General features: G+C 69.8%; 22 protein-coding genes. 8 read left to right on the top strand and 14 right to left on the bottom strand.

What is annotated here, in order from left to right:
• The first annotated feature begins 19 nt into the window (after window positions 1-19).
• The 3 genes from MRBLMX7_RS00470 to MRBLMX7_RS00480 are packed head-to-tail and all read left to right on the top strand — an operon-like array spanning window position 20 to window position 4224.
• Window positions 20-1642 (top strand): FAD-binding oxidoreductase, encoded by a 1623-nt coding sequence (locus tag MRBLMX7_RS00470; protein ID WP_363365745.1) that lies wholly within the window; start codon window positions 20-22, stop codon window positions 1640-1642.
• A 1-nt stretch (window position 1643) separates the two neighbouring features.
• Window positions 1644-2570: a YegS/Rv2252/BmrU family lipid kinase gene (locus MRBLMX7_RS00475; protein ID WP_363365746.1), complete on the top strand. Its 927-nt coding sequence runs from the start codon at window positions 1644-1646 to the stop codon at window positions 2568-2570.
• The gene (locus MRBLMX7_RS00480; RefSeq protein ID WP_363365748.1) at window positions 2563-4224 is read left to right on the top strand and encodes a GMC family oxidoreductase; all 1662 of its coding nucleotides are present in this window, start codon (window positions 2563-2565) and stop codon (window positions 4222-4224) included. Before MRBLMX7_RS00475 ends, MRBLMX7_RS00480 begins: the two co-directional genes overlap by 8 nt.
• Before the next feature lie 47 nt (window positions 4225-4271).
• On the opposite strand, the gene MRBLMX7_RS00485 is transcribed toward MRBLMX7_RS00480, so the two are convergent.
• The 4 genes from MRBLMX7_RS00485 to MRBLMX7_RS00500 all read right to left on the bottom strand — a co-directional run bounded on the left by MRBLMX7_RS00485 (window position 4272) and on the right by MRBLMX7_RS00500 (window position 9484).
• Window positions 4272-6431, bottom strand: a complete 2160-nt coding sequence (locus tag MRBLMX7_RS00485) for a 3-hydroxyacyl-CoA dehydrogenase NAD-binding domain-containing protein (RefSeq protein WP_363365749.1) — start codon at window positions 6429-6431, stop codon at window positions 4272-4274.
• A 6-nt stretch (window positions 6432-6437) separates the two neighbouring features.
• Window positions 6438-7643, bottom strand: coding sequence for a thiolase family protein (locus MRBLMX7_RS00490; protein ID WP_363365750.1), 1206 nt, complete (start codon window positions 7641-7643; stop codon window positions 6438-6440).
• 73 nt (window positions 7644-7716) lie between these two features.
• A complete protein-coding gene (locus MRBLMX7_RS00495) occupies window positions 7717-8910 on the bottom strand; it encodes a ribonuclease D (protein WP_363365752.1) in 1194 nt (397 codons plus the stop codon).
• A complete protein-coding gene (locus MRBLMX7_RS00500; protein ID WP_363365754.1) occupies window positions 8903-9484 on the bottom strand; it encodes a DUF3000 domain-containing protein in 582 nt (193 codons plus the stop codon). Before MRBLMX7_RS00500 ends, MRBLMX7_RS00495 begins: the two co-directional genes overlap by 8 nt.
• Before the next feature lie 25 nt (window positions 9485-9509).
• On the opposite strand from MRBLMX7_RS00500, the gene MRBLMX7_RS00505 reads away from it, so the two are divergent.
• Window positions 9510-10664, top strand: a complete 1155-nt coding sequence (locus MRBLMX7_RS00505) for an alpha/beta hydrolase (protein ID WP_363365755.1) — start codon at window positions 9510-9512, stop codon at window positions 10662-10664.
• On the opposite strand, the gene MRBLMX7_RS00510 is transcribed toward MRBLMX7_RS00505, so the two are convergent.
• Together MRBLMX7_RS00510 and MRBLMX7_RS00515 are read right to left on the bottom strand one after the other, a co-directional pair.
• Entirely contained in the window at window positions 10648-11079 is a 432-nt protein-coding gene (locus MRBLMX7_RS00510) for a SufE family protein (RefSeq protein WP_363365756.1), read from the bottom strand. The two genes, MRBLMX7_RS00505 and MRBLMX7_RS00510, sit on opposite strands and share 17 nt — an antisense overlap.
• Window positions 11080-11097: 18 nt before the next feature.
• Complete coding sequence (locus MRBLMX7_RS00515; RefSeq protein WP_363365758.1) at window positions 11098-11991, bottom strand: sulfurtransferase; 894 nt, start codon at window positions 11989-11991, stop codon at window positions 11098-11100.
• 146 nt (window positions 11992-12137) lie between these two features.
• Here MRBLMX7_RS00515 and zapE point away from each other — a divergent pair, with 146 nt between their 5' ends.
• The 4 genes from zapE (at window position 12138) to MRBLMX7_RS00535 (ending at window position 15603) form a co-directional block, all read left to right on the top strand.
• On the top strand, window positions 12138-13190 hold the full coding sequence (zapE, locus tag MRBLMX7_RS00520) for a cell division protein ZapE (protein WP_363365759.1): 1053 nt from the start codon (window positions 12138-12140) through the stop codon (window positions 13188-13190).
• A 115-nt stretch (window positions 13191-13305) separates the two neighbouring features.
• Window positions 13306-14544, top strand: coding sequence for an ammonium transporter (locus MRBLMX7_RS00525; protein WP_363365761.1), 1239 nt, complete (start codon window positions 13306-13308; stop codon window positions 14542-14544).
• Window positions 14545-14564: 20 nt separating this feature from the next.
• Window positions 14565-15149, top strand: a complete 585-nt coding sequence (locus MRBLMX7_RS00530; RefSeq protein ID WP_363365762.1) for a type II toxin-antitoxin system PemK/MazF family toxin — start codon at window positions 14565-14567, stop codon at window positions 15147-15149.
• A gap of 73 nt (window positions 15150-15222) precedes the next feature.
• Window positions 15223-15603, top strand: a complete 381-nt coding sequence (locus MRBLMX7_RS00535; protein ID WP_050720900.1) for an SPW repeat domain-containing protein — start codon at window positions 15223-15225, stop codon at window positions 15601-15603.
• Window positions 15604-15679: 76 nt separating this feature from the next.
• Here MRBLMX7_RS00535 and MRBLMX7_RS00540 read toward each other — a convergent pair whose 3' ends face one another.
• The 8 genes from MRBLMX7_RS00540 to MRBLMX7_RS00575 form a co-directional block, all read right to left on the bottom strand.
• Entirely contained in the window at window positions 15680-16102 is a 423-nt protein-coding gene (locus MRBLMX7_RS00540) for a GIY-YIG nuclease family protein (protein WP_363365764.1), read from the bottom strand.
• A gap of 9 nt (window positions 16103-16111) precedes the next feature.
• Window positions 16112-16585 carry a hypothetical protein gene (locus tag MRBLMX7_RS00545; RefSeq protein WP_363365765.1) on the bottom strand — a complete coding sequence of 158 codons (474 nt, stop codon included), beginning with the start codon at window positions 16583-16585 and terminating at the stop codon, window positions 16112-16114.
• Window positions 16586-16601: 16 nt separating this feature from the next.
• Entirely contained in the window at window positions 16602-17420 is an 819-nt protein-coding gene (locus MRBLMX7_RS00550) for an ABC transporter ATP-binding protein (RefSeq protein ID WP_363365766.1), read from the bottom strand.
• Window positions 17421-17494: 74 nt separating this feature from the next.
• A complete protein-coding gene (locus MRBLMX7_RS00555; RefSeq protein WP_363365767.1) occupies window positions 17495-18562 on the bottom strand; it encodes a FecCD family ABC transporter permease in 1068 nt (355 codons plus the stop codon).
• The gene (locus MRBLMX7_RS00560; RefSeq protein WP_363365769.1) at window positions 18559-19587 is read right to left on the bottom strand and encodes an iron chelate uptake ABC transporter family permease subunit; all 1029 of its coding nucleotides are present in this window, start codon (window positions 19585-19587) and stop codon (window positions 18559-18561) included. Before MRBLMX7_RS00560 ends, MRBLMX7_RS00555 begins: the two co-directional genes overlap by 4 nt.
• A gap of 10 nt (window positions 19588-19597) precedes the next feature.
• Window positions 19598-20488 (bottom strand): siderophore-interacting protein, encoded by an 891-nt coding sequence (locus tag MRBLMX7_RS00565; protein WP_363365771.1) that lies wholly within the window; start codon window positions 20486-20488, stop codon window positions 19598-19600.
• On the bottom strand, window positions 20485-21447 hold the full coding sequence (locus tag MRBLMX7_RS00570) for an ABC transporter substrate-binding protein (protein WP_363365773.1): 963 nt from the start codon (window positions 21445-21447) through the stop codon (window positions 20485-20487). The genes MRBLMX7_RS00565 and MRBLMX7_RS00570 overlap by 4 nt, the downstream gene beginning before the upstream one ends.
• A gap of 107 nt (window positions 21448-21554) precedes the next feature.
• Window positions 21555-22343 (bottom strand): helix-turn-helix domain-containing protein, encoded by a 789-nt coding sequence (locus MRBLMX7_RS00575; protein ID WP_082297337.1) that lies wholly within the window; start codon window positions 22341-22343, stop codon window positions 21555-21557.
• Window positions 22344-22394 lie beyond the last annotated feature (51 nt).

Genomic DNA, 22394 nt, shown 5'->3' on the forward strand with positions numbered 1-22394 from the left:
ATGTGTCACACTGTAACGCATGACCCACGAGAACGGCAGAGAGGCCGCGGACTCGGAGATGCGCTGGAACGGCTGGGGCGATCCGGCCCGGGCCAAGGATCTCCCACTGGCAGTGCGGACGCTGCTTCCGCTGCTGCTCGGACGGATCCGCAAGCCCGCCGCGGGAGTCGACCTCGCGGCGGTCGCCCTCGCCGAGACCGCCCTGGACGACGCCGACATCGCGGCATTCGCGGCCGTCGTGGGCGCGCAGCACGTCACGACCGCGCACGACGCGCGCGTTCGCCACTCCGGCGGGCGTTCGACCCCCGATCTGCTGCGGCTCCGCGAGCACGAGCAGACCGCGCCCGACGGCGTCGTGCGTCCGGCCAGCCACGAGGAGGTCTCCGCGAGCCTGCGCGTGGCCGTCGAGCGCGGGATCGCGGTCATCCCGTTCGGCGGAGGCACCAGCGTCGTGGGAGCGCTCGACCCCGAACGCGGAGACCACCGCGCGGTGGTGAGCCTCGATCTGCGACGCCTTCGCGGCGTGCTGAGCGTCGACGACGTCAGCGGCGAGGCAGTGATCGCGGCAGGCACGACCGGACCGGACGCCGAAGCGGAGCTCGCCGACCACGGCTACGAGCTCGGGCACTACCCGCAGAGCTTCCGATATGCGACGATCGGCGGCTTCGCTGCGGCGCGGTCCTCGGGGCAGAACTCGGCCGGGAACGGACGCTTCGACACCATGGTCACGGGCATCCGCGTCGCGACGCCGACCGGTGACATCGAACTCGGTCGCTCGCCCGGGTCCGCGGCCGGACCCGATCTGGTCCGCGTCTTCCTCGGCTCCGAAGGGGTGTTCGGCGTGATCACCGAGGTCCGGGTGCGTGTGCATCCGATTCCCCGCGACCGGGTCTTCGAGTCGTGGACCTTTCCGGACTTCTCGAGCGGCGTCGACGCGCTGCGCCGGGTCGCGCAGGGAGGGGGCGGTCCCACGGTGATCCGCCTCTCGGACGAGGCGGAGACGGCAGTGAGCCTCGCACAGGTCGGACGGATCGGGAAGGCGCTCGCGAAGGGCGCCAGCGCGGTCACCGTCTACGAAGGCGACGGGATAGCCGAGAGGCGGGAACGCACGAGCGCGCTGCTGCGTGCCGCCGGCGGGACGTCCGCGGGCGAGGGTGCGGCCGAGGAGTGGCTCGCCGGACGCTTCGACGGGCCGTATCTGCGCGACTCACTGCTGGACGCGGGAGTGTTCTGCGAGACGCTCGAGACCGCGACGGTCTGGTCGAACCTGACGGCTCTCAAGGCCGCCGCCGAGGGCGCTCTGCGTGACGGCTTCTCCGCGGAGGGCGCGCGAGTGCACGTGATGTGCCACGTGTCGCATGTCTACCCGACCGGGGCGTCGCTGTACTTCACGGTGCTCGCGGGCATCCGAGCGGAGCCGCTGCCGGTCTGGACACGGGTCAAGGCACGGACCAATGACGCCATCATCGCCGCCGGCGGCACCATCAGTCACCACCATGCCGTCGGCCGCGATCATGCGCCGTGGCTCGAGAGCGAGATCGGCATCACCGGTGTGCGGATCCTCCGGGCGATCAAGCGCGAGCTCGATCCGACGGGCATCCTCAATCCCGGAGCGCTGATCCCCGCGGAGCGGACGCACTGAGATGGGAACGCGCATCGCCGTGCTGACCAACCCCTCTGCCGGCAAGGGACGCGCGCGGAGGGTCGCCGATGCGGCAGTCGAGCACCTGCGTCGGCGCGGCGCCGAGGTCCGCGTGTACGAGGGCGCGACCGCGGTCGAGACCAGGGAGCTCGCAGGCCAGGCGATCGCCGACCGACCCGACGCCCTCGTCGTGGTGGGCGGTGACGGCACTCTGTCCGGCATCCTCGACGATCTGATCCGCGGCGAGATCCCCGTCGTGCTCGTGCCCGCGGGGACGGGGAACGATCTCGCGCGGGCATTGGGGCTGCCGCGCCACGATCCGACCGCCGCCGTCGATGTGGCTCTCGATGGCGTCGTCCGAAGGATCGACGTCGGCGAGGTGCGCTCAGGGGGATCCGCCTCCGCGTTCCTCACGATCGCGGCCCTGGGCTTCGATGCGAAGGTGAGCGAGCGCACGAACATCCTCCGCTGGCCGTACGGAGCGCTGCGCTACTACCTCGCACTCGTGATCGAGCTGGCGCGGCTGCGTCCGCTGCGGTTCGCCGTGACGGTCGACGGCGGTGCGTGGCAGGAGCGGCCGGGCACGCTGATCGCGGTCGGGAACACCCCGAGCTACGGCGGCGGCATGCCGGTGTGCGTCGGCGCCGATCCGGCGGACGGGATGCTGGACCTCGTCGAGGTCGCCCCGCTCGGCCGTCTCCGACTGCTGCGGCTGCTCCCGCTTCTTCTCAAGGGCAGGCATCTGGCCCGCCCCGAGGTCGCCCACCGCCGTGCGCGCTCGGTGACCGTGAGCGCCCCCGGTCTGGTCGTCTACGCGGATGGCGAGCGTCTCGGCGAGGACGAGTGCACCATCACGGTGCGCCCCCGCGCGTTGGCGATCCTGCTGCCGCACGATCAGCCGGCCGGACGGGAGCGCGAGGATGACTGAGCGTCAGGCCACGGCATCCGATCCCGGATTCGACGAGGACGTCGTGATCGTGGGTTCGGGCTTCGGCGGATCGGTCGCGGCGCTGCGCCTGGTCGAGAAGGGCTACCGCGTCCGTGTGATCGAAGCCGGACGACGCTTCGAGGACCGGGACTTCGCGAAGACGAACTGGGATGTACGCCGATACCTGTGGGCGCCGCTGCTCGGCTGCTTCGGCGTGCAGCGGATCCACCGGCTGCCGCACGTCATGATCCTCGCGGGAGCCGGCGTCGGCGGCGGGTCCCTCAACTATGCGAACACCCTGTACCAGCCCGACGCCGCCTTCTTCACGGACCCGCAGTGGGGCGGGGTGCGCGAATGGGAGTCCGAGCTCGCTCCGCATTACACGACGGCGAAGCGGATGCTGGGCGTCGTGGAACAGTACCCGCACATCGGGCCGGTCGAGCGGATCATGGCCGGCGCCGCCGAGGACCTCGGGGTCTCGAACACCTTCCGCAGAGCACCCGTCGGTGTGTGGTTCGGCCGACCCGGAGAGACGGTCTCCGATCCGTTCTTCGGGGGCGAGGGACCGGATCGCACGGGCTGCACTCTGTGCGGCAACTGCATGGTCGGATGCCGGGTCGGCGCGAAGAACACGCTCATGAAGAACTACCTCGCACTCGCCGAGCGCCGCGGTGCCGTGATCGAGCCGCTCCGGACGGTCGTCGAGGTGCGTGCGCTCGACGGCGGAGGATTCGCTGTCACGACGCAGCGCACCGGTGCGTGGGGGCGCCGCGCGCGCCGCACGGTGCGTGCGAAGCAGGTCGTGCTGGCCGCCGGCACCTGGGGCACGCAGCAGCTTCTGCACCGGATGAAGGCGAGCGGCCGGCTGGAGCACGTGTCGGATGCTCTCGGGCGGCTGACCCGCACGAACTCGGAGGCACTGGACGGCGCCGTGGCGACGCGTGTGCCGGAGGGGCTGCAGCTCGCGCGTGGGATAGCGATCACGACGTCGTTCCACGTCGACGACCGCACACACGTCGAGAACGTGCGCTACGGTCCGGGATCGAACCTCATGGGCGCTCTCGCGACGATCATGGTGCCGGGCGACCTCCCGTTCGCGCGTCGTGTCGGTGCCCTCCTCCGTCGCGCGCTCCGGGCGCCGTTGCGGCAGCTGCGCCTCGGTTCGCTCCGCCGGTGGAGCGAGCGCGGCATCATCGCGCTCGTTATGCAGACGGCCGACAACTCGCTCACGCTATCGCTGCGACGTCGATTCGGACGACAGGTGCTCACGAGTGCGCAGGGGCATGGCGAACCGAATCCCGGTCACCTGCCTCAGGCGCACCGTGCGTCGGAGGCGATCGCGCGCCGGGTGCAGCTCGAGGGCGGCGTCCCGGCCGAGGCGAGAGGCTCCTGGCCGGAGGTCTTCGGCATCCCGCTCACGGCGCACTTCCTCGGCGGCGCGGTGATCTCGGCCTCACCCGCCGACGGCGTGGTCGACGAGTACCACCGGGTGTGGGGGCATCCGGATCTGCACGTCGTGGACGGCGCCGCGGTGCCCGCCAATCCGGGGGTGAACCCCTCTCTCACCATCACCGCGCTCGCAGAGCGGGCGCTGTCGTACTGGCCGCGGAACGGCGAGCACGACGAGAGGCCTGAACAGCGCCCCGGGGTGTGAAACGCCCCACCCGACGATTCGCGTCGGATGGGGCGTTCGGTCCGAGATCAGTGGCTCTCGATACCGCGGATCTGCGGGGTGTGGAAAGCCCCTCCGAAGGCGCGCTCCGACGCGCCCTCGCGATCGAGGTACGGCGATGCGCCGCCGTCGATGAAGGGCCAGCCGGCGCCGAGGATCAGGCACAGATCGATGTCCTCGACCTCGGGCACGACGCCCTCGTCGAGCATGAGCTTGATCTCGCTCGCGAGTCCGTCCTGCACGCGCTGGAGGATCGTCGCGGCCGACGCCGGGCTCGTGCCGAGGGCAGGCTTCAGGATCTTCTCGGCCTGCTTGGTCCACCCCGTGACCCGACCGCCCTTGTCCTTTTCGACGACCGCATCCAGCTCCGCGAGGGCATGGAAGTTCTCGTTCGCGTAGAAGCGCTCCGGGAACGCATGCGCCATGGTGTCCTGCACGTGCGCCGCGACCTTCCAGCCCACGAGATCGATGAGCTGGAACGGGCCCATCGGCAGGCCGAGCGGCGCGAACGCCTTCTCCACATCGGCGATCGGGGTGCCCTCGTAGACCGCACGTGCCGCCTCGCCCATGACCTTGGCGAGCAGGCGGTTCACGACGAAGCCGGGGGCGTCGGCGGTGAGCACCGCGTTCTTCCCGAGGTTCTTCGCGACCACGAAGGCGGTCGACAGAGCCGCCTCCGAGGTCACAGGCGTCTTCACGATCTCGATCAGCGGCATCACCGCGACCGGGTTGAAGAAGTGGAAGCCGACGAGGCGCTCGGGGTGGGCGAGCTTCGCGCCGATCTCCTCGACCGACAGCGAGGAGGTGTTGGTGGCGAGGATCGCGTCCTCGGCGATGATCTGCTCGATCTCGCCGAACACCTGCTGCTTGACCCCGACCTCCTCGAACACCGCCTCGATCACGAAGTCGCAGTCCGCGTAGAGGGTCTTGTCGGTCGTGCCGGTGACGAGCGCGCGCAGCTTGTTGGCCGTGTCGGCGTCGAGCCGCCCCTTGCCCTCGAGCTTGCCGATCTCCTCGTGAATGTAGGCGACGCCCTTGTCGACGCGCGCCTGATCGAGGTCGGTGATCAGCACCGGCACCTGCAGCTTGCGCACGAACAGCAGAGCGAACTGACTCGCCATGAGGCCCGCGCCGATGATGCCGACCTTCGTGACCTTCTTGGCGAGCTCCTTGTCGGGTGCGCCGACCGGACGCTTCGCACGCTTCTGCACCAGGTCGAACGCGTACATGGAGGCCGCGAACTGGTCTCCCGTGACGAGGTCGGCGAGCGCCTCGTCCTCGCGGGCGAAGCCCTCCGCCTTGGTGCCGCTCTTCGCCTTGTCGAGCAGATCGAGGGCCACGTACGGCGACTTCGGCACCGTGCCGATCTTCGACTCGAGCATGCCGCGGGCCATCTTGATCGCGATGGGCCACTTGGTCAGACGCTCGATCTTGCCCGGCTCGTTCCTACGCTCGACCTTCTTGCCGCCGAGGACCGCGTCGGCCCAGGTCAGCGAGTTCTCGAGGTAGTTCGCCGCGGGGAAGATCGCGTCGACGACGCCGAGGTCGAACGCCTGCTGCGGCTTCAGCATCCGGTTCTGCTTGAGCGGGTTCGAGATCACGACCTCGAGCGCGTTCTCGATGCCGATGAGGTTCGGCAGCAGGTACGCGCCGCCCCAGCCGGGGATGATGCCGAGGAAGACCTCGGGCAGCGCGATCGCGGCGGCCGAGGCGTCGACCGTGCGGTAGGTCGAGTTCAGAGCGATCTCGAGGCCGCCCCCGAGCGCGAGGCCGTTCACGAACGCGAAGGACGGCACTCCCAGGTCTCCGAGCTTGCCGAGCACCTTGTGACCGAGCTGCGCGATCATCCGCGCGTTGTCGCGGGACCCGACGCGGCTGATGTCGGACAGGTCGGCGCCGGCGGCGAGGATGTACTGCTTGCCGGTGATGCCGACGGCCTGGATCTCTCCCGCCGCGGCGCGCGTCGCGAGCCCTTCGAGCGTCTCGCCGAGCGCCGTGAGCGTGGCGGGACCGAGGGTGTTGGGGCGAGTGTGGTCGCGCCCGTTGTCGAGCGTGACGAGGGCGAGCACCTTGCCCGAGGGGAGGCGGATGTCGCGCACGGGGGAGTGCGTGATCACCTCGCCCTCGGTGAGAGCCTGGATCGGCGAGAAGTCGATGTTCGCGTACTGGTCGGAAACCGAAGTGGCCATCTGCGCTTACTTCCTCTTCTTGCCGTCGAAGTGCGGGTTCTCCCAGATCACGGAGCCGCCCTGCCCGAGGCCCACGCACATCGCGGTCAGGCCGTAGCGGACATCCGGCCGCTCGGCGAACTGGGCCGCGAGCTGGATCATGAGACGCACGCCGGATGCGGCGAGCGGGTGCCCGAGTGCGATCGCGCCGCCCCACTGGTTGACCCGCGGGTCGTCGTCGGCGATGCCGAAGTGGTCCAGCAGCGAGATCACCTGGATGGCGAACGCCTCGTTGAGCTCGAACAGGCCGATGTCGGCGATTGTGAGACCGGCCTTCTTGAGGGCCTTCTCCGTCGAGGGGATCGGTCCGATTCCCATGATCTCGGGCTGCACGCCGGCGAAAGCGAACGACACCATGCGCATCTTGGGGGCGAGTCCGAACTCCTTCACGGCGCCGCCGCCGGCGAGCAGCGACATGGTCGCGCCGTCCGTGAGCGGGGACGAGGTCCCGGCGGTCACGCGTCCGTGCGGACGGAACGGCGTCTTGAGTGCCGCGAGGTCCTCCATCGTGGTCTGAGGGCGGCGGCCCTCATCCTCCGCGGCGAGGCCCCAGGCGCCCTCGGCGTCCTTGATCGCGACCGGCACCAGGTCGGGCTGGATCTTGCCCGCCTCGTATGCCGCCTGCACCTTGTGCTGGCTCAGCATCCCGAAGCGGTCGGAGCGCTCCTTGGTGAGGTGCGGGAAGCGGTCGAAGATGCGCTCGGCGGTGACGCCCATGTTGAGCGCGCCCGGGTCGACCATCTTCTCGGCGACGAACCGAGGGTTGGGGTCGGCGTTGCCGCCGATCGGGTGGTGGCCCATGTGCTCGACGCCGCCCGCGAGGGCGAGGTCGTACATGCCGACGCCGATAGACGCGCCCATGGTCGTGACGCTCGTCATGGCACCGGCGCACATGCGCTCGACAGCCAGGCCGGGCACGGTCTGGGGCAGGCCGGCGAGGATCGCGACCGAGCGTCCGAGGGTCAGGCCCTGGTCTCCGGTCTGACTCGTCGCGGCGATCGCGACGTCGTCGATGCGGTCGGCCGGCACGGCGGCGTGGCGCTCCATCAGACCGATGGTCGCCTTCACGGCGAGGTCATCTGCGCGGGTGTTCCAGTACATGCCCTTTTCGCCGGCGCGCCCGAAGGGGGTGCGCACTCCATCGACGAAGAAGACGTCCGAGATCTCGGCCACTCTGCCTCCAAGTTTGTGCGGTTCCCTCAGTCTAGGAAGCGCGCGAAACCGGGAGGAATCGGTTGGATCGAACCTACGAAGCCGGTGCGGAGGCCTCGTCGGGCGTTTGAGCAGCCTCTACAAAGGCGGTGGCGATCTTCTGTGCAGTCTGTGCAATCTGCCACGGCCGCGCTCCGAGCGTCGCGAGAGCTTCGCCGATCGCCTCCGGCGTCGTCCCCGGAACGTCCCACGCGATGCGGCGCAGGAAATCGGGAGTGAGCAGGTTCTCGGTCGGCATCCCGAGCTCCTCGGCCGTGGCCTCGACGACGGGACGCGCGGCCTTGAGACGGCGATCCGCCTCGGGGTTGCGGTCGGCCCAGGCGCGGGGCGGCGGAAGCGCGTCGCTGGGCACGCGCTCGCGCGGGAGCTCCTCGATCGCACGGCCGTCGACCATCGCCTGCCACCAGCGGTCGAGCTGTGTGCGGCTCGCCCGGCCCTGGAAGTCCTTGGTGCCGGCGAGCGCCTGCTTGCTCTGAGGATTCGCGAGCACGGCCGCCACGAGGGAACGATCGGGAACGAGCCTCCCGGGGGACACGTCCTGCTCCTGCGCGTAGGCCTCGCGTGCCTGCCACAGCGAACGGGCGACCGCGAGGTTGCGGGCGCCGCGCACCTGGTGCAGTCCGCTCAGCCGGCGCCAAGGGTCCTCGCGCGGGGGCTTCGGCAGACGCGTGAGCGTCGCCGCGAACTCCTCCTCGGCGAACTCCGTCTTGCCCTGCTCCTCGAGCTGCGCCTCCAGGGCCTCCTGCACGTCGATCAGGTGAAGGACGTCCAGCGCCGCGTACTCAAGCCAGGCGGCGGGAAGCGGCCGCGTGGACCAGTCCGCTGCCGAGTGCTCCTTCTTCAGAGTGATCCCGAGCGTGCTCTCGACGACGGCGGCGAGACCGACGCGCTCGTGCCCGAGGAGGCGCGCCGCGAGCTCCGTGTCGAAGAGGGCAGCGGGGAGAAGGTCCAGTTCTCGCAGGGACGGCAGATCCTGGCTGGCGGCGTGGAACACCCAGAGGACGTCGCCGATAGCGGCCTGCAGTGCCGAGAAGTCGCCGATCGCCGGCGGGTCGAAGAGGAAGACACCCGCGTCACGGCGGAAGACCTGTACGAGATAGGCGCGCTGCGAGTAGCGGAAGCCGGATGCCCGCTCGACGTCGACCGCGACGGGACCGGTGCCCGCGGCGAGCGCGGCGCACGCCGCCTGGAACTCCGAGACGTCGGAGATCACAGAGTATTCAGTCACGTGCAGCCTTTCGCGCGCCGATCACGGCGATGCCCTCTGAGCCGGGCGGAAGACCCGCCAGCATCCCGACCAGCTCGGCCCATGCTTCGACGTGCGGTCGGAACGGGCCTTCGGGGGTCCAGGACGCCCTCAATTCTATCTGCGCGCCGTCGCCTTCGATCGCCAGTCCGCCGAAACCCTTCGACAGGGTCTTCGTCGACGTGCCGGATGCCGAATGGTAGACCGCCCCGCGGGAATCCAGCGCGTCCACGAGCCACGACCACGTCACGTCCGCCAGCAGCGGGTCGGTGCCGATCTCGGTCTCGAGCGGCGCCTGCGCGAACAGCACGATGCGCCAGGCTCCGCCCCACGCCGCAGGACCCTCGGGGTCGTGCAGCAGGACGAAGCGTCCCGTGCCGTAGACCGAGTCGCCGTCCTCGTCGGGGCGCACATCGGCGGCGAGCGCGATCGCGTGCGGGGCGAGGCCCTGCGGGGTGGCGATCTCACGGACGGTGATGTCCGCGCGGAACGCGGTCTCCTGCAATTCGGCCACGGCGGCGTCGAAGACGGTCCCGGCATCGGGGTGTGCGGTCACGGTGACAGGCTAGAGTCAGGAAGCGATGAAGAGTCTCAGGCACGCCGTTGCGCTCCTTGTCCCTGCACTGCTCGCTCTCGGGGCGGCTCTGGCGCTGCTCGTGTTCAGCGTCGCCCGCCGGGTCGTCGTCCCCGCGAAGCGAGGCGCGGACGCCGAGATCATCGCGGTCGACACCGGGGCGCAGACCATCGAGCTGTCGCGCACTCCGGACACCGAGCTGCCCGGACGCTACGGGCTCTTCACCTCCGGCACGTACGGCTACGTGAAGCTCGGGGCGGTGCTGAGCGCGGACGCCACGACCGTTCGGCGCAAGCTGCTCACGCAGATCGAGCCGGGTGCCCGGATCGACCGCCATGCGGCCTTCAGCGGGTGGTACTACGCCACGCCCAGTGAACTGCACCTGCGCTGGGAGAACGTGCTGATCGGATCGCCGGCCGGTCCCTGCCCCGCATGGTTCTTCCCGGGCGACTCCACCACGTGGGTCATCCAGGTGCACGGCCGCGGCGTCACGCGGGCCGAATGCCTGCGCGCCGTACCCGTGCTGCACGGCGAAGGCCTCCCGAACCTCGTGGTCTCGTACCGCAACGACGGAGAGGCCCCGCGCAGCCGTGGCGGCGCGTACGCGCTGGGAGCGAGCGAGTGGCGCGACGTGGATGCTGCGGTGTCCTACGCGCTCCGGCACGGCGCGGAGCGGGTGATCCTCATGGGATGGTCCATGGGTGGCGCGGTGGCCCTGCAGACCGCGGTCAACTCGGGCAACCGCGACCGCATCGCCGGGTTGATCCTCGAATCGCCGGTCATCGACTGGCGCACGGTGCTGCGGTTCCAGGCCAGGGAGGCGGGGATGCACGCACCGCTCCCGGATCTCGCGATGGGTGCGCTGTCGGTGCCCCTCACGGCGCGGCTGAGCGGTGCGGAGGACGCGATCCCGTTCGACCGCCTCGATATGGTGGCACGGGCCGAGGAGCTCGCGGTGCCGATCCTGATCCTGCACAGCGACGACGACGGGTTCGTCCCGGCCGACGCCTCGCACGCCCTGCAGGAGGCGCGGCCCGACATCGTGACGATGCCGCGGTTCTCCGTCGCGCGGCACACCAAGCTGTGGAACTACGACCAGGCCGGGTGGTCGGACGCCATCACAGACTGGCTGCGCGCCCAGGGGTTCAGCGCTTCTGCGTGACCTGCTTCTTGGCGCGCATCAGCATCCCGGTCATCCCGCCGATCCGCAGCGGCGAGACGGCCTTCGTCAGACCGATCGACTGCGGGTAGTCGTCGGGGATCGCCAGGACCTCGTCGGGCGAGAGCCCGGTGATGCCCTGCACGAGGATGCTCGCGAAGCCGCGCGTCGTCGGCGCCTCCGCCGGTGCGGTGGCGTGCATGGTGACGATGTCGTCGTGCACCTCGACGTAGACGTAGACGGGGGACTGGCACTCCGCGACGCGCTCGCACATCTCGGGGTGGTTCGCGACCTCTTCGGAGACCTCGGGCAGTTCGTCCGCGAACTCCAGCAGGAGCAGCAGGCGGTCGGCCTCCGGAGTCTCCAGGAAGCCGTCGCGGATCTCGGCGAGGACGTCAGGAACGTGCATGGTGCTCATCCCTGTCATTGTCACACGTCAGAGTGAGCCGGGCTCCGCGCCCGTCACGATCGGGACGCGCACCGCGCTGCCCCACTCGGTCCAGGAGCCGTCGTAGTTGCGGACGTTCTCGAAGCCGAGCAGGTGCTTGAGCACGAACCACGTGTGGCTCGACCGCTCGCCGATCCGGCAATAGGCCACGACGTCGTCGCCGTCGGCCAGCCCGGCGCCGTCGCGGTAGATCGCGTCGAGCTCCGCGCGTGACTTGAAGCCGCCGTCCTCGGCGACCGCCTTGGCCCACGGGACGCTCTGCGCGGTGGGGATGTGGCCGGCGCGCAGCGTGCCCTCCTCGGGGTAGGCAGGGGCGGTGGTGCGCTCCCCGCTGTACTCCTCGGGGGAGCGCACGTCGATCAGCGGGTTGCCGATGTGCGCGAGCACGTCCTCCTTGTAGGCACGGATCAGCGAGTCGTCGCGCTCCACGACGGGGTACTCGGTGGGGGTGACCGCGGGAGCCTCGCGAGTGAGCTCGCGGCCCTCGGAGATCCAGCGGTCGCGGCCGCCGTCGAGCAGGCGCACGTCCTCGTGGCCGAAGAGCGAGAACACCCACAGTGCGTAGGCGGCCCACCAGTTGTTCTTGTCGCCGTAGATCACGACGGTGTCGTCGCGGGAGATGCCCTTGCGGCTCAGGAGCGCGGCGAAGCCCTCGCCGTCGACGTAGTCGCGCACGACAGGGTCGTTGAGCTCGGTATGCCAGTCCACCTTGACGGCGCCGGGGATGTGCCCTGTCTCGTAGAGCAGCACGTCCTCGTCGGACTCCACGACCACGAGGCCGGGGGAGCCGAGCCGCTCCGCGAGCCAATCGGTCGTCACGAGACGGCCGGGCTCGGCGTACTCGGCGAACTTGGACGAAGACGTGTCGAACTCGATGGCCACAGGGATCTCCTCAGTCGGTGAGCGGCGATGGGGCGGGTGGTGACGGCGTAATGTGGAGCCGACACTTCGACGATAGATCCCCGCCGTGCACTCCGGACCCGAATCGTAAGACTTCGACACAGGTGAGCACCCGATCCAGGACCGTGATGACCGACACGCCCACCCGCACTGGTCTCGTGCACCTCACCGATCGCGAACCGACCGTCTCCGGTCCTGAGATGCTCGCGAGCCTCGTCCCGCCGCCGCAGTTCGACGCTGCGACCTTCGAGAGCTATCGCGCCGATCCCGCCTATCCCTCGCAGGAGGAGGCCAAGGAGACCCTGCAGCGCTTCGCGGGTCGGGGCGGGAGTCCGGTCAAGCGCGGCGGACTGTTCAGCCGCGCCAAGAAGGAACCGGAGATGAAGCCGGGCGTCTACCTGGACGGCGGCTTCGGCGTCGGCAAGACCCACCTCCTCGCGTCGATCTTCCACGCGATGCCCGCCCGGCGGAAGTACTTCGGATCGTTCATCGAGTACACCGCGCTCGTCGGCGCGCTCGGCTACAAGAACACGGTCGACCTGCTCAAGGGCGCCGACCTGCTCTGCATCGACGAGTTCGAGCTCGACGACCCGGGCGACACGATGGTCATGACCCGTCTGCTCGCCGAGCTGGTGCCGACGGGCACACGTCTGGCCGCGACCTCGAACACCCCGCCCAACGCGCTCGGCGAGGGGCGTTTCGCGGCGCAGGACTTCCTGCGCGAGATCCACGCGATGTCCGACAGCTTCCAGACACTCCGCATCGACGGCGTCGACTTCCGGCAGCGCGCGCTCGACGGCCACGCGGTCGTCAGCGACGCGGCGGAGTATCAGGCCGCAGTGGATGCCGGGGCTGCGGGCGGCACGGCGTCGGACGACGCGTTCGACGACGTCATCCGCCATCTCGCCCGTGTGCACCCCTCGCGCTACCTGCGTCTCATCACGGGACTGGGGCTCGTCGGCCTGCGCGATGTGCGAACACTGACGGATCAGTCCGAGGCCCTGCGCTTCGTCGCTTTCGTGGACCGGGTCTACGACGCGCAGATCCCGGTCGTGGCCACGGGCACGGCCCTCGACCAGGTGTTCTCGGAGGAGATGCTGGGCGGCGGCTACCGCAAGAAGTACCTGCGGGCGATCTCGCGACTGAACGCTCTCACGCATGCGGATCGCAGCTCCGCGTAACACAGAGTTCACACAGCGCGCGTTCCTGTAACGCCCTCGCAACACACCTCGCGCATTCCGGAAATCGGGCCTCGCCACACTGAAGCTCTCAGACCACCCGAATGTGAGGTTCACTATGGATGCTCCAGGCAACATCTCCTGGGCGATCACCGCGACCGCCCTCGTCCTGCTCATGACGCCCGGCGTCGCCTTCTTCTACGGCGGCCTCGTGAAGGCGAAGAGCGTCGTCAGCATGATGATGATGAGCTTCGGCTCGATCGGTCTCGTCGCGGTGCTCTGGATCCTCTTCGGATTCTCCATGAGCGCGGTCGACAGCCCCATGGCCTTCGCCGGCAACCCGTTTGCGGATTTCGGCCTGTCGAGCCTGGCCTCGGGTGAGGGCTCGAACGTCGCGCTCCTCGGCGTCGCGTACGGCGCCACCTTCGCGATCATCACTGTCGCCCTCATCTCGGGCGCCATCGCCGACCGCGCGAAGTTCGGCAGCTGGCTGATCTTCGCCGGCGTGTTCGCCACGGTCGGCTACTTCCCGGTCGCGGCCTGGGTCTGGGGCGGCGGCTGGATCATGAACCTCGGCACCACGCTGTTCGGCGAGGACAGCGGCATCGGCGTGATCGACTACGCCGGCGGAACCGCGGTGCACATCAACGCGGGCGCGGCGGCTCTGGCTCTCGCGCTGGTCCTCGGCAAGCGCATCGGCTTCCAGAAGGGCATCCTCAAGCCGCACAACGTGCCGCTGACGCTGCTCGGCGCAGCGCTGCTCTGGTTCGGCTGGTTCGGCTTCAACGCGGGCGCGGAGTGGCTCGCGGAGGACATGGGCGGCGTCGGCCTCATCGGCATCAACACCCTCGGCGCCACGGCTGCCGCGATCCTCGGCTGGATCCTGATCGAGAAGATCAAGGACGGCAAGCCCACCTCGGTCGGCGCCGCATCGGGCGCCGTCGCGGGTCTCGTCGCGATCACGCCCGCCTGCGCCAACCTGACGCCGGGCTGGGCCCTCCTGCTCGGTGCCGTGGCCGGCGTCGTCTGCGCCCTCGCGATCGAGCTCAAGTTCCGCCTCGGCTTCGACGACTCGCTCGACGTGGTCGGCATCCACCTCGTCGGCGGTCTGATCGGCACCGTGTACCTCGGCTTCTTCGCCACCGGCACCGGCCTGTTCGTGGGCGGCGACGCCCGTCAGCTCGCGGTCCAGGTGATCGCGGCGGCCGGCGTGCTGATCTACTCCTTCGTCGTGGCCTTCATCATCGGCTTCGCGATCCAGAAGACCATCGGCTTCCGCGTCACGAACGAGGACGAGATCGCCGGCGTCGACCAGGTCGTGCACGGCGAGGAGGGCTACGCGCTCGCAGACGCCTGAGCGGCGGTTAGGGTGACCGTGTGGGCAACAGCAACGGCATCCTCCGCACTCTCGCACAGATCCTCCTGAACGCACTGGGATCGAAGAACAGGACGCTCCGGACGACCACTCGTCCGGGGCGTCCTGTCGCGCGCGTGCGGCGTTCCGATGAGATGTCGGATGCGGTCGCGACGGCAGCCCACGACGAACCTGCGGGTTCCGCGACGATCCGCGTGGACCCCGATCGCGTGAGCGACGTGCGCATCCAGTACGCCCCCGATCGGGACGGGGCGCCGGACGCGGGTGAGGTCGTCTGGACGTGGGTGCCCTACGAGGAGAACGATGGGCGGGGCAAGGACCGTCCTGTCCTGGTGATCGGGAGGCACTCCGCGAGCAGGGTCTACGCGGTGCGGATGACGAGCAAGCCGCATGACCGCGACCGCGACTACCTCCCGATCGGCTCGGGCGCGTGGGACTCCCAGGGACGGGAGTCCTGGGTCGACATCGAGCAGCTCTACAGCGTGCACGAGACCGGACTCCGCCGCGAGGCGGCGGTGCTCGACAAGGGGCGCTACGGGCGCGTGGCCGAGGCGCTCACGCGGCGCTACGGCTGGGCCCGCGGCTGACCGTTCCAATCCGTTCCGGTGAGGGTCGCGAACCACCAGTGAGCCGCACGGAGCGGCGCCACTAGGAGGAATCATGCGTTTCATCCCCACCAAGGTCCACGGCATCCTCGACTACATCGTCGGCGTGGCGCTCATCGCAGCACCGTGGCTGTTCGGATTCGCGAGCATGGGCGGCCCCGCCGTCATCATCCCGATCGTCCTCGGTGTCGGACTGATCGTCTACAGCCTGTTCACCAAGTACGAGTGGGGCCCCTTCGGCTTCATCCCGATGCCCGTCCACCTCGTGTTCGACATCGTCGCGAGCCTGTTCCTGGCGCTGTCGCCGTGGATCTTCGGCTTCGCGAACCAGGCCCCGAACGTGTGGCTGCCGCACGTCGTCGTCGGCATCGCCGTGATCGTCGTCGTGATCTTCTCCCAGCCGCAGCCGGCGCGTGTGAAGACCGCCACCGCCTGATGACCGCCTGAGGCCCCGTACGGTATCGGTCCCGAGCGGGGCCTCAGTGCTGCCCCGGAACCCGCGCTTCCCGACCTCAGGGGGAGAGCGCCGCGCTCGTCCAGCGGGCGTAGAGCTGCCAGGGGTCGTCGGTCGTGCGCAGCGCGCGGATGTGCGCGCGCAAGTCCTCGTCGAGCGTGAACCACTCGCCGCCCTCTCGGATCGCGGCGAACTGCCGGTGCCTGGCCTGCTCGATCTCGCGACCCCCGGGTTCGAACGCGAGGAGCTCGTCGTGACGGATCGCGGCGAGGCGCTGCCGTGGTCGGCCGCTGGTACCGATCTTCACGCGACGGTCGTATCGCACGTAGTACACGACCTCGATCACGGGCCGCGGGAGGTCGACGTCGGGCGCAGTCCCGAAGAGCCAGCCGCACCATGTGCACTCGAGCCCCGCCGCCACGCGGACGGCCTCGGATCTCCCGCACAGTGCGCAGGGGTCGGGAAGCCGGGCTGTCGTCACGCTCGGACTCTAGGCGCGGCCCCCGACATCCGCCGTGGCGCTCCGCCGTCTCTTCACGCCGCGCGGCACCCAGCGCCACCACGTGACGTGGTGGTCGCCCTGCTCCACGTCGAACACCTGACCGCACACCGTGCACGCGCACTCGTAGGTCATCTCCCATCCCGGCGTGCTCGTGGAGCGGATCTCGGCGTTGCCGCGATCCTGCTCCTTGCGCGGGTCGTAGGTCAGGGAGTCCGGGTAGGCCATGCACCAGCACAGGCCGTCGCGGTAGTTCTCGACGACGTGGAACGCGTGATCGAGGTGCGTGCTGTTCAGGTAGATCATGCCGCCGAGCTCGACACCCTCGGTACGCGACCTCAGGCGTGGAAGAGCGGTCACGAGCGGCTTCAGGAGCTCCGGGTCCCGGCATCCGATCGTCTGCCACACGGCGTGCAGCACGCGTCGGGGATCCCCGGACTCGTAGTCCTCGATCAGAGTCGGCATCCGGCCAGGCTATCGCTCAGCGCGGCACGACGAGCGGCGTTCCGGAGTGCGGGTCGGCGATCACGGTGCACTCGAGACCGAACACCTCGTGCACCCGCTCTGCGGTCACGATCGATGACGGCGCGCCCGAAGCCACCACGCTCCCGTCGCGCATCATGAGCATGTGGTCGGCGAACCGTGCGGCCTGGTTGAGGTCGTGCAGCACGGCGACGATCGTCCGGCCCTCGCGGTGCAGCCCGTGGAACAGCCGCAGCAGATCGTACTGGTGGGCGATGTCGAGGAAGGTGGTCGGCTCGTCGAGCAGCATGGTCGGCGACTCCTGGGCGAGCAGCATCGCGACCCAGACGCGCTGGCGCTGACCACCCGAGAGCTCGTCCACCAGTCGTCCTGCGAGCTCGGTCGTCCCCGTGGCGGCGAGCGCGGCCGCGACCGCCGTCTGGTCCTCGTGCGACCACTGGCGCAGGATCGTCTGGTGCGGATGCCGCCCTCTCGCCACCAGGTCCGAGACGCGGATGCCGTCCGGCGCGATGGAGGTCTGCGGCAGCAACCCGAGTCGGCGCGCGACCTCTTTCGTCGGCAGCTCCGCGATCGCTCTTCCGTCGAGCAGCACGCGACCTTCGCGAGGCTTCAGCAGCCGGGCGAAGGCGCGCAGCAGCGTCGACTTGCCGCACGCGTTCGGCCCCACCACCACCGTGAACGATCCCGGCGGGATCTCCACATCGAGGTTCTCGGACACCACGCGTCCGTCGTACCCGATCGTGATGTCCTCGGCCTCGAGGCGTGCGGCCGTCCCGATGCGCGGCTGGTCGCGCCGAGTGATGAGGGTGTCCGTCATGCTGCTCTCCGTGATCCTCGATGCCGTGCGATCCGGCATCCGTCGTCCTGTCGTCTCGATCGTGTCGTCGGGGCTCATCGTCGTCGGGCCTCCTGGATGAGCAGCCACACGAGGTAGACCCCGCCGAGGCACACGGTGACGATCCCCACCGGGATCTGCGTCGGCGCGAAGAGCCGCTGCGCGAGGACGTCGCTGGAGACGAGGAGGAGGGCCCCGACGGCGCCCGACGCGGTGAGGGTCACGCTTGCGGAGCCGGTGAGCCGCCGGGCGATCTGCGGGGCCGCGAGCGAGATGAACGCGATCGGTCCGGCCATGGCCGTGACGACGGCCGTGAGCCCCACGCCGAGGATCACGAGCGCGAGCCGTGTTCCGCCGATGCGGACGCCCAGCGCCGACGCCGTGTCGTCGCCCATCTCCATCAGATGCATCCGGTCGGCGAGCAGGGCGACCGCGATCGCGATCGGGACGATCACGCACGTCGCGACGAGCACCTGCTCGGCGGTGATGAGGTTGAGCGAACCCGAGCCCCAGGCGCTCGCGAGCAGGGCGATGTTCAGGTCGGCGTTGAGGATGATCCACGTGTTCAGGGACGCGAGCATCGACGCCACACCGATGCCGACGATGATGAGACGGAACCCGGTGAATCCGCGCCGGAAGGCGAGGAGATAGACCAGCAGAGCCGTGGCGGCACCCCCGGCGATGGCCGCGGCCGCGGTGGTCGTGACGCTCACCCCGACGGTGGTGATCACGAGGAGCGCGCCCGTGTACGCGCCGGCGTCGAAGCCGATGACGTCGGGGCTGCCGAGCGGGTTCCGAGTGAGCGACTGGAAGATCGCGCCGCCGACACCGAGAGCGAGACCGAACACGAGGGCGCCGACGACCCGGGGGAGGCGCCACTCGAGGATCACGAGCTCAGCTCGGGAGTCGCCGAGTCCGACGAGCGTCGCGAGCACCTCGCCGGGGCTGAAGGCGACGTCCCCGAGGGTCAGCGCGAGCACGCCGACCGCCATCGCGAGTACCAGCGCGGCGAGTGTCACGACCGCGGCGCGGACGCCGATGCGCCGCGAGAACAGGGCCGTGCGCGCAGCGACGACGCGGCGTCCGGCGTCGACTGCCGGGGGAGGGGCGAGCAGATCGGTCACAGTCCGCTCGCCTTCCGCCGGCGCACGAGCGCGATGAGCACGGGAGCACCGATCAGCGCGGTCACGATCGACACCGGCAGCTCACCGGTGCGGAGGACCAGGCGTCCGATGACGTCTGCGGTGAGCAGGAGGAGCGGGGCGGCGAAGAGCGTGCCCAGCAGGATCCAGCCCTGGTGCGGACCGACGAGCCAGCGCACAGCATGCGGCACCATGAGCCCCACGAACGCGATGGGTCCGGCAGCGGCGGTGGCCGCGCCGCACAGGAGGGTGACCGCAACGATCGACAGCACGCGGGTCAGGATCACGCGCGAGCCGAGCGCCGTCGCGAGATCGTCTCCGAGGGCGAGCGCGTTGAGCGACGGAGCGAGGCAGAAGGCGAGCAGCAGACCGACCAGCAGAAAGGGGAGGACAGCGTAGACGTCGGGCGTCAGCGAGGTCAGGGAGCCCGCGTTCCAGGTGCGCATCGAGTCGAAGACCTTCGGGTTGAGCAGGCCGACGGCGGCGACCACCCCGCCCATCACCGCGCCGAGGGCCACCCCCGACAGGGTCATGCGCAGGGGGTCGGGGGCGCTGCGGCCGGCGGAGCCGATGAGGTACACGAGAACCGTGGCGGCGATCGCTCCCGCGAAGGAGAACCAGATGTAGCCACTCGCCGCGCTCACGCCGAAGAACGCCACTCCGATCACCACGCCGAGGCTCGCACCGGCGTTGACGCCGAGGATGCCGGGGTCGGCGAGCGGGTTGCGGGTGAAGCCCTGGATCAGGGCGCCGGCGATGCCGAGCGCGGCGCCCACCGCCAGGCCGACCACGGTGCGCGGGATGCGCATGCCCTGCACGATGGCTCCGGCATCGCCGTCCCCGTGGATGAGGCCAGACCACACATCGGCGAGGCCGATGCGCTGCGAGCCGAAGACGATGCTGGCGACGCAGGCGACGGCCAGTGCGAGAGCGAGCAGACCGACGACCAGGCCCCGACGCGATGTCGGGACCCGTATCGCCTGCTCCTCGGCGAGGAGAGCTGTCATGACGGGAGAGTCACAGTCCGAGCTTCTCGAGCTCGACCTCGTAGTCGTCCTCGATGTCCTCGGTCGACCGAGTCTCGTCGTCCCACATGGCCACGAGCCGGGACTGCGTGTCCTCGTCGAGGGACTCGTAGCGCTCGCGCCAGGCTTCGGCGTTCTCGGTCCAGTACCCGATCACCTTATATGCCGTCGCAGGCAGGCGGAGGTCGTGGCGGAGGTACTTGCGCACACCTCGGGTGGCCTTGGTCTCGCCGGCGACCCAGACATACCCCTGCCCGTCCGGCAGTTCGGATGCACGGAGGATCTCCTCGATGCGCGTCGGCGCGTGTCCGTTGCCGCCATGCACCCAGTGCAGCTCGACCCCCGCGGGCAGGGCGATGGCCAGCTCGTCTTCGGGGGAGGCGACCTCGACGACCACCCGGGTGCGGACATCCGCCGGCGCCGTCTCCGCGAGGCGTGCCGCGGCCGGGAGCCCTGTGGCATCCGCGATCAGCAGCTGCCACCGGATGTCGTCCGGGGGCGCGTAGAGTCCCTTCGGCGTGTTGACGCCGACGACGTCTCCCGGCTGCGCCCGCAGCGCCCACCGCGCGGCGACTCCGCCGTCGTGCACGACGAAGTCGACCGTGAGCTCGTTCGCGGCGGCATCCCAGTCCCGCACGGTGTAGGTGCGCATCGGGGCGGGCTCGACGCCGTCGGGGAACGCCCAGTACCCGTCGTCGGTCGGGTAGGGGAGGTTCGGCTCGGTCTGATCGTCCTCGGGGAAGAAGACCCGGAAGTACTCGTCGCCGACGCCGGTCGACACGAAGCCCTGCAGGCCATCGCCGCCGAACACGATGCGGACCATTCCGGGGCTCAGCCGTTCGACGCGCTGAGCGACTATGCGGTGCACGAGGTTGACGCTCATCCGAGGAGCGCCTTCTCGACGACGGAGAGGAATGCGTCCTGCCCGCTGGGGGAGCCGTAGATCATCTCGTAGTTGTACGGGTGGTACTGCTTGTCGGTGACGAACGAGAGGCTCTGCCACAGCGCGTTCTGCTTGAGCGCGTCGTCGGTCTCGACCCAGACGGTGCCGTCCTCGTTCGCGCCGGTGAACACGACGTCGATGCCTTCGAGCTGGCCGAGCTGCTCCGGGCTCAGCTCGGCGTAGTCGTCGCTCGCGGGCAGTCCCTCGTCGGTCGCGTTCATGAGCGGGGCCATCTCGAGGCCGAGGTCGGCGAACACGAGGCAGGGTACGCCGTAGCATGACACGGTGACCTGGCCGTCCCAGTACCCCATGTCGGCGACGACGGGGTGGATGTCCGCGGCCTCCAGGCGAGCGCGGATGTCGGCGACCCGTGCCTCGTACCGGTCGACCCACGCCTGCCACTCGTCCTCGCGTCCGAGGTCCTTCGCGGTCTGGGCGACGGCGTCGCGCCAGTCACCGCCGTCGAAGGCGTTGTAGGTGTAGGTCGGGGCGATCTTCTGCAGCTGGCCGTCGAGGTCCTTCTCGTAGCCGAGTCCGCTCAGGATGAAGTCGGGCTCGGCGTCCAGGACGGCTTCGAGGTTGAACTCCGGGAAGTTGCCGAAGGTGTCCAGGCCCTCGAGCTCCTCCTGAGGGAAGAAATCGGGGAAGGACGTGAAGTCGTCGCGGATGGGCTGGGTTCCGGCGAGGTCGAAGCCGAGCGTGATGAGGATGTCGAGATCGGTGGTGTAGAAGCCCAGGGCGGCCTTCGGCTCGGCGGGCATCGCGATCTCGGCGCCTGCGGGCGTGGTCACCTCGACGGTGTCGCCGGCCGCGGATCCGGAGGCGGAGGCCCCGGCGCAGGAGGTGAGCAGGAGGGCCGTCGCCGCGAGCGCAGCGAGGGAGAGGGGTGTGGAGCGCATGACTGTCTTCCGGGATTCGGGATCGGGGATGCCGAGCAGCAAGGTAAGGCTTGGCTAACCCAGTATCGATCCGCGCTGTGTTCCGGAGAGGCCGTGCCGTATCGCGCTCAGGCCGACTTGCGTTCTGCGGCGCTCCTGGCGGAGGCGAACTCGCCCGGAGTGCGCCCCAGTTCACGACGGAACGCCTGCACGAAGGCGCTCGGGGTCGCGTATCCGGATCGACGGCTGACGAACGACACGGTGTGGTCGGCGGCGAGCCACTCGATCGCCCGTCGCATGCGTGCACGGGTGCGCCAGGTCGAGAAGCTCATCCCGGTCTCCGCGACGAACAGGCGGGAGAGGTTGCGCGCGCTCGCGCCCACGTGCCGTCCCCAGTCCTCGATCGAGCGGTCGTCGGCGGGGTCGGAGAGCAGCGCTTCGGCGATCAGTCGTGTGCGCGTGTCGAGGGGGAGCGGGAGATCGATCGTTGACACCTCGACGGGCTCGAGCAGGCTCACGACGAGCTCCTCGGCGTGCGCTCTCGGGATCGTCGGCAGGTACGGCGGGTTCTCGAGGCGATCCAGAAGCACGCGGATGACGTCGGGCATCGCGACCGCGGTCGTCCGCGAAGGCGCGTCCGCGACGTCCAGGTCGATGAAGGTGCAGCGGAAGGTCGTGCCGGCCGCCGCGGCCACGCGATGGGCGACACCCGCCGGGATCCAGAGACCCAGCGTGCCAGGGATGGCGAAGTACCCGTCGTCCGTTTCGGCGGTCAACGCCCCGCGAGTGCCCCACAGGAGCTCGTGGCGGTCCTCGTGCACGTGCTGCTCCCATTCGACGCGGTCCGAGAGTGCGAAGGAGTTCGTGCCGATGCGCCACACGACGGAGTCGTCGGTCTCGGTCTCCGTCCGGGGCATCGCTTCTCGCCGGTCCTCTCGGGTCGTGGTAAGGCGACCCTAAGTTACCAT

The organism is Microbacterium sp. LMX7-1.2 (assembly GCF_040675935.1).
GTDB lineage: Bacteria > Actinomycetota > Actinomycetes > Actinomycetales > Microbacteriaceae > Microbacterium.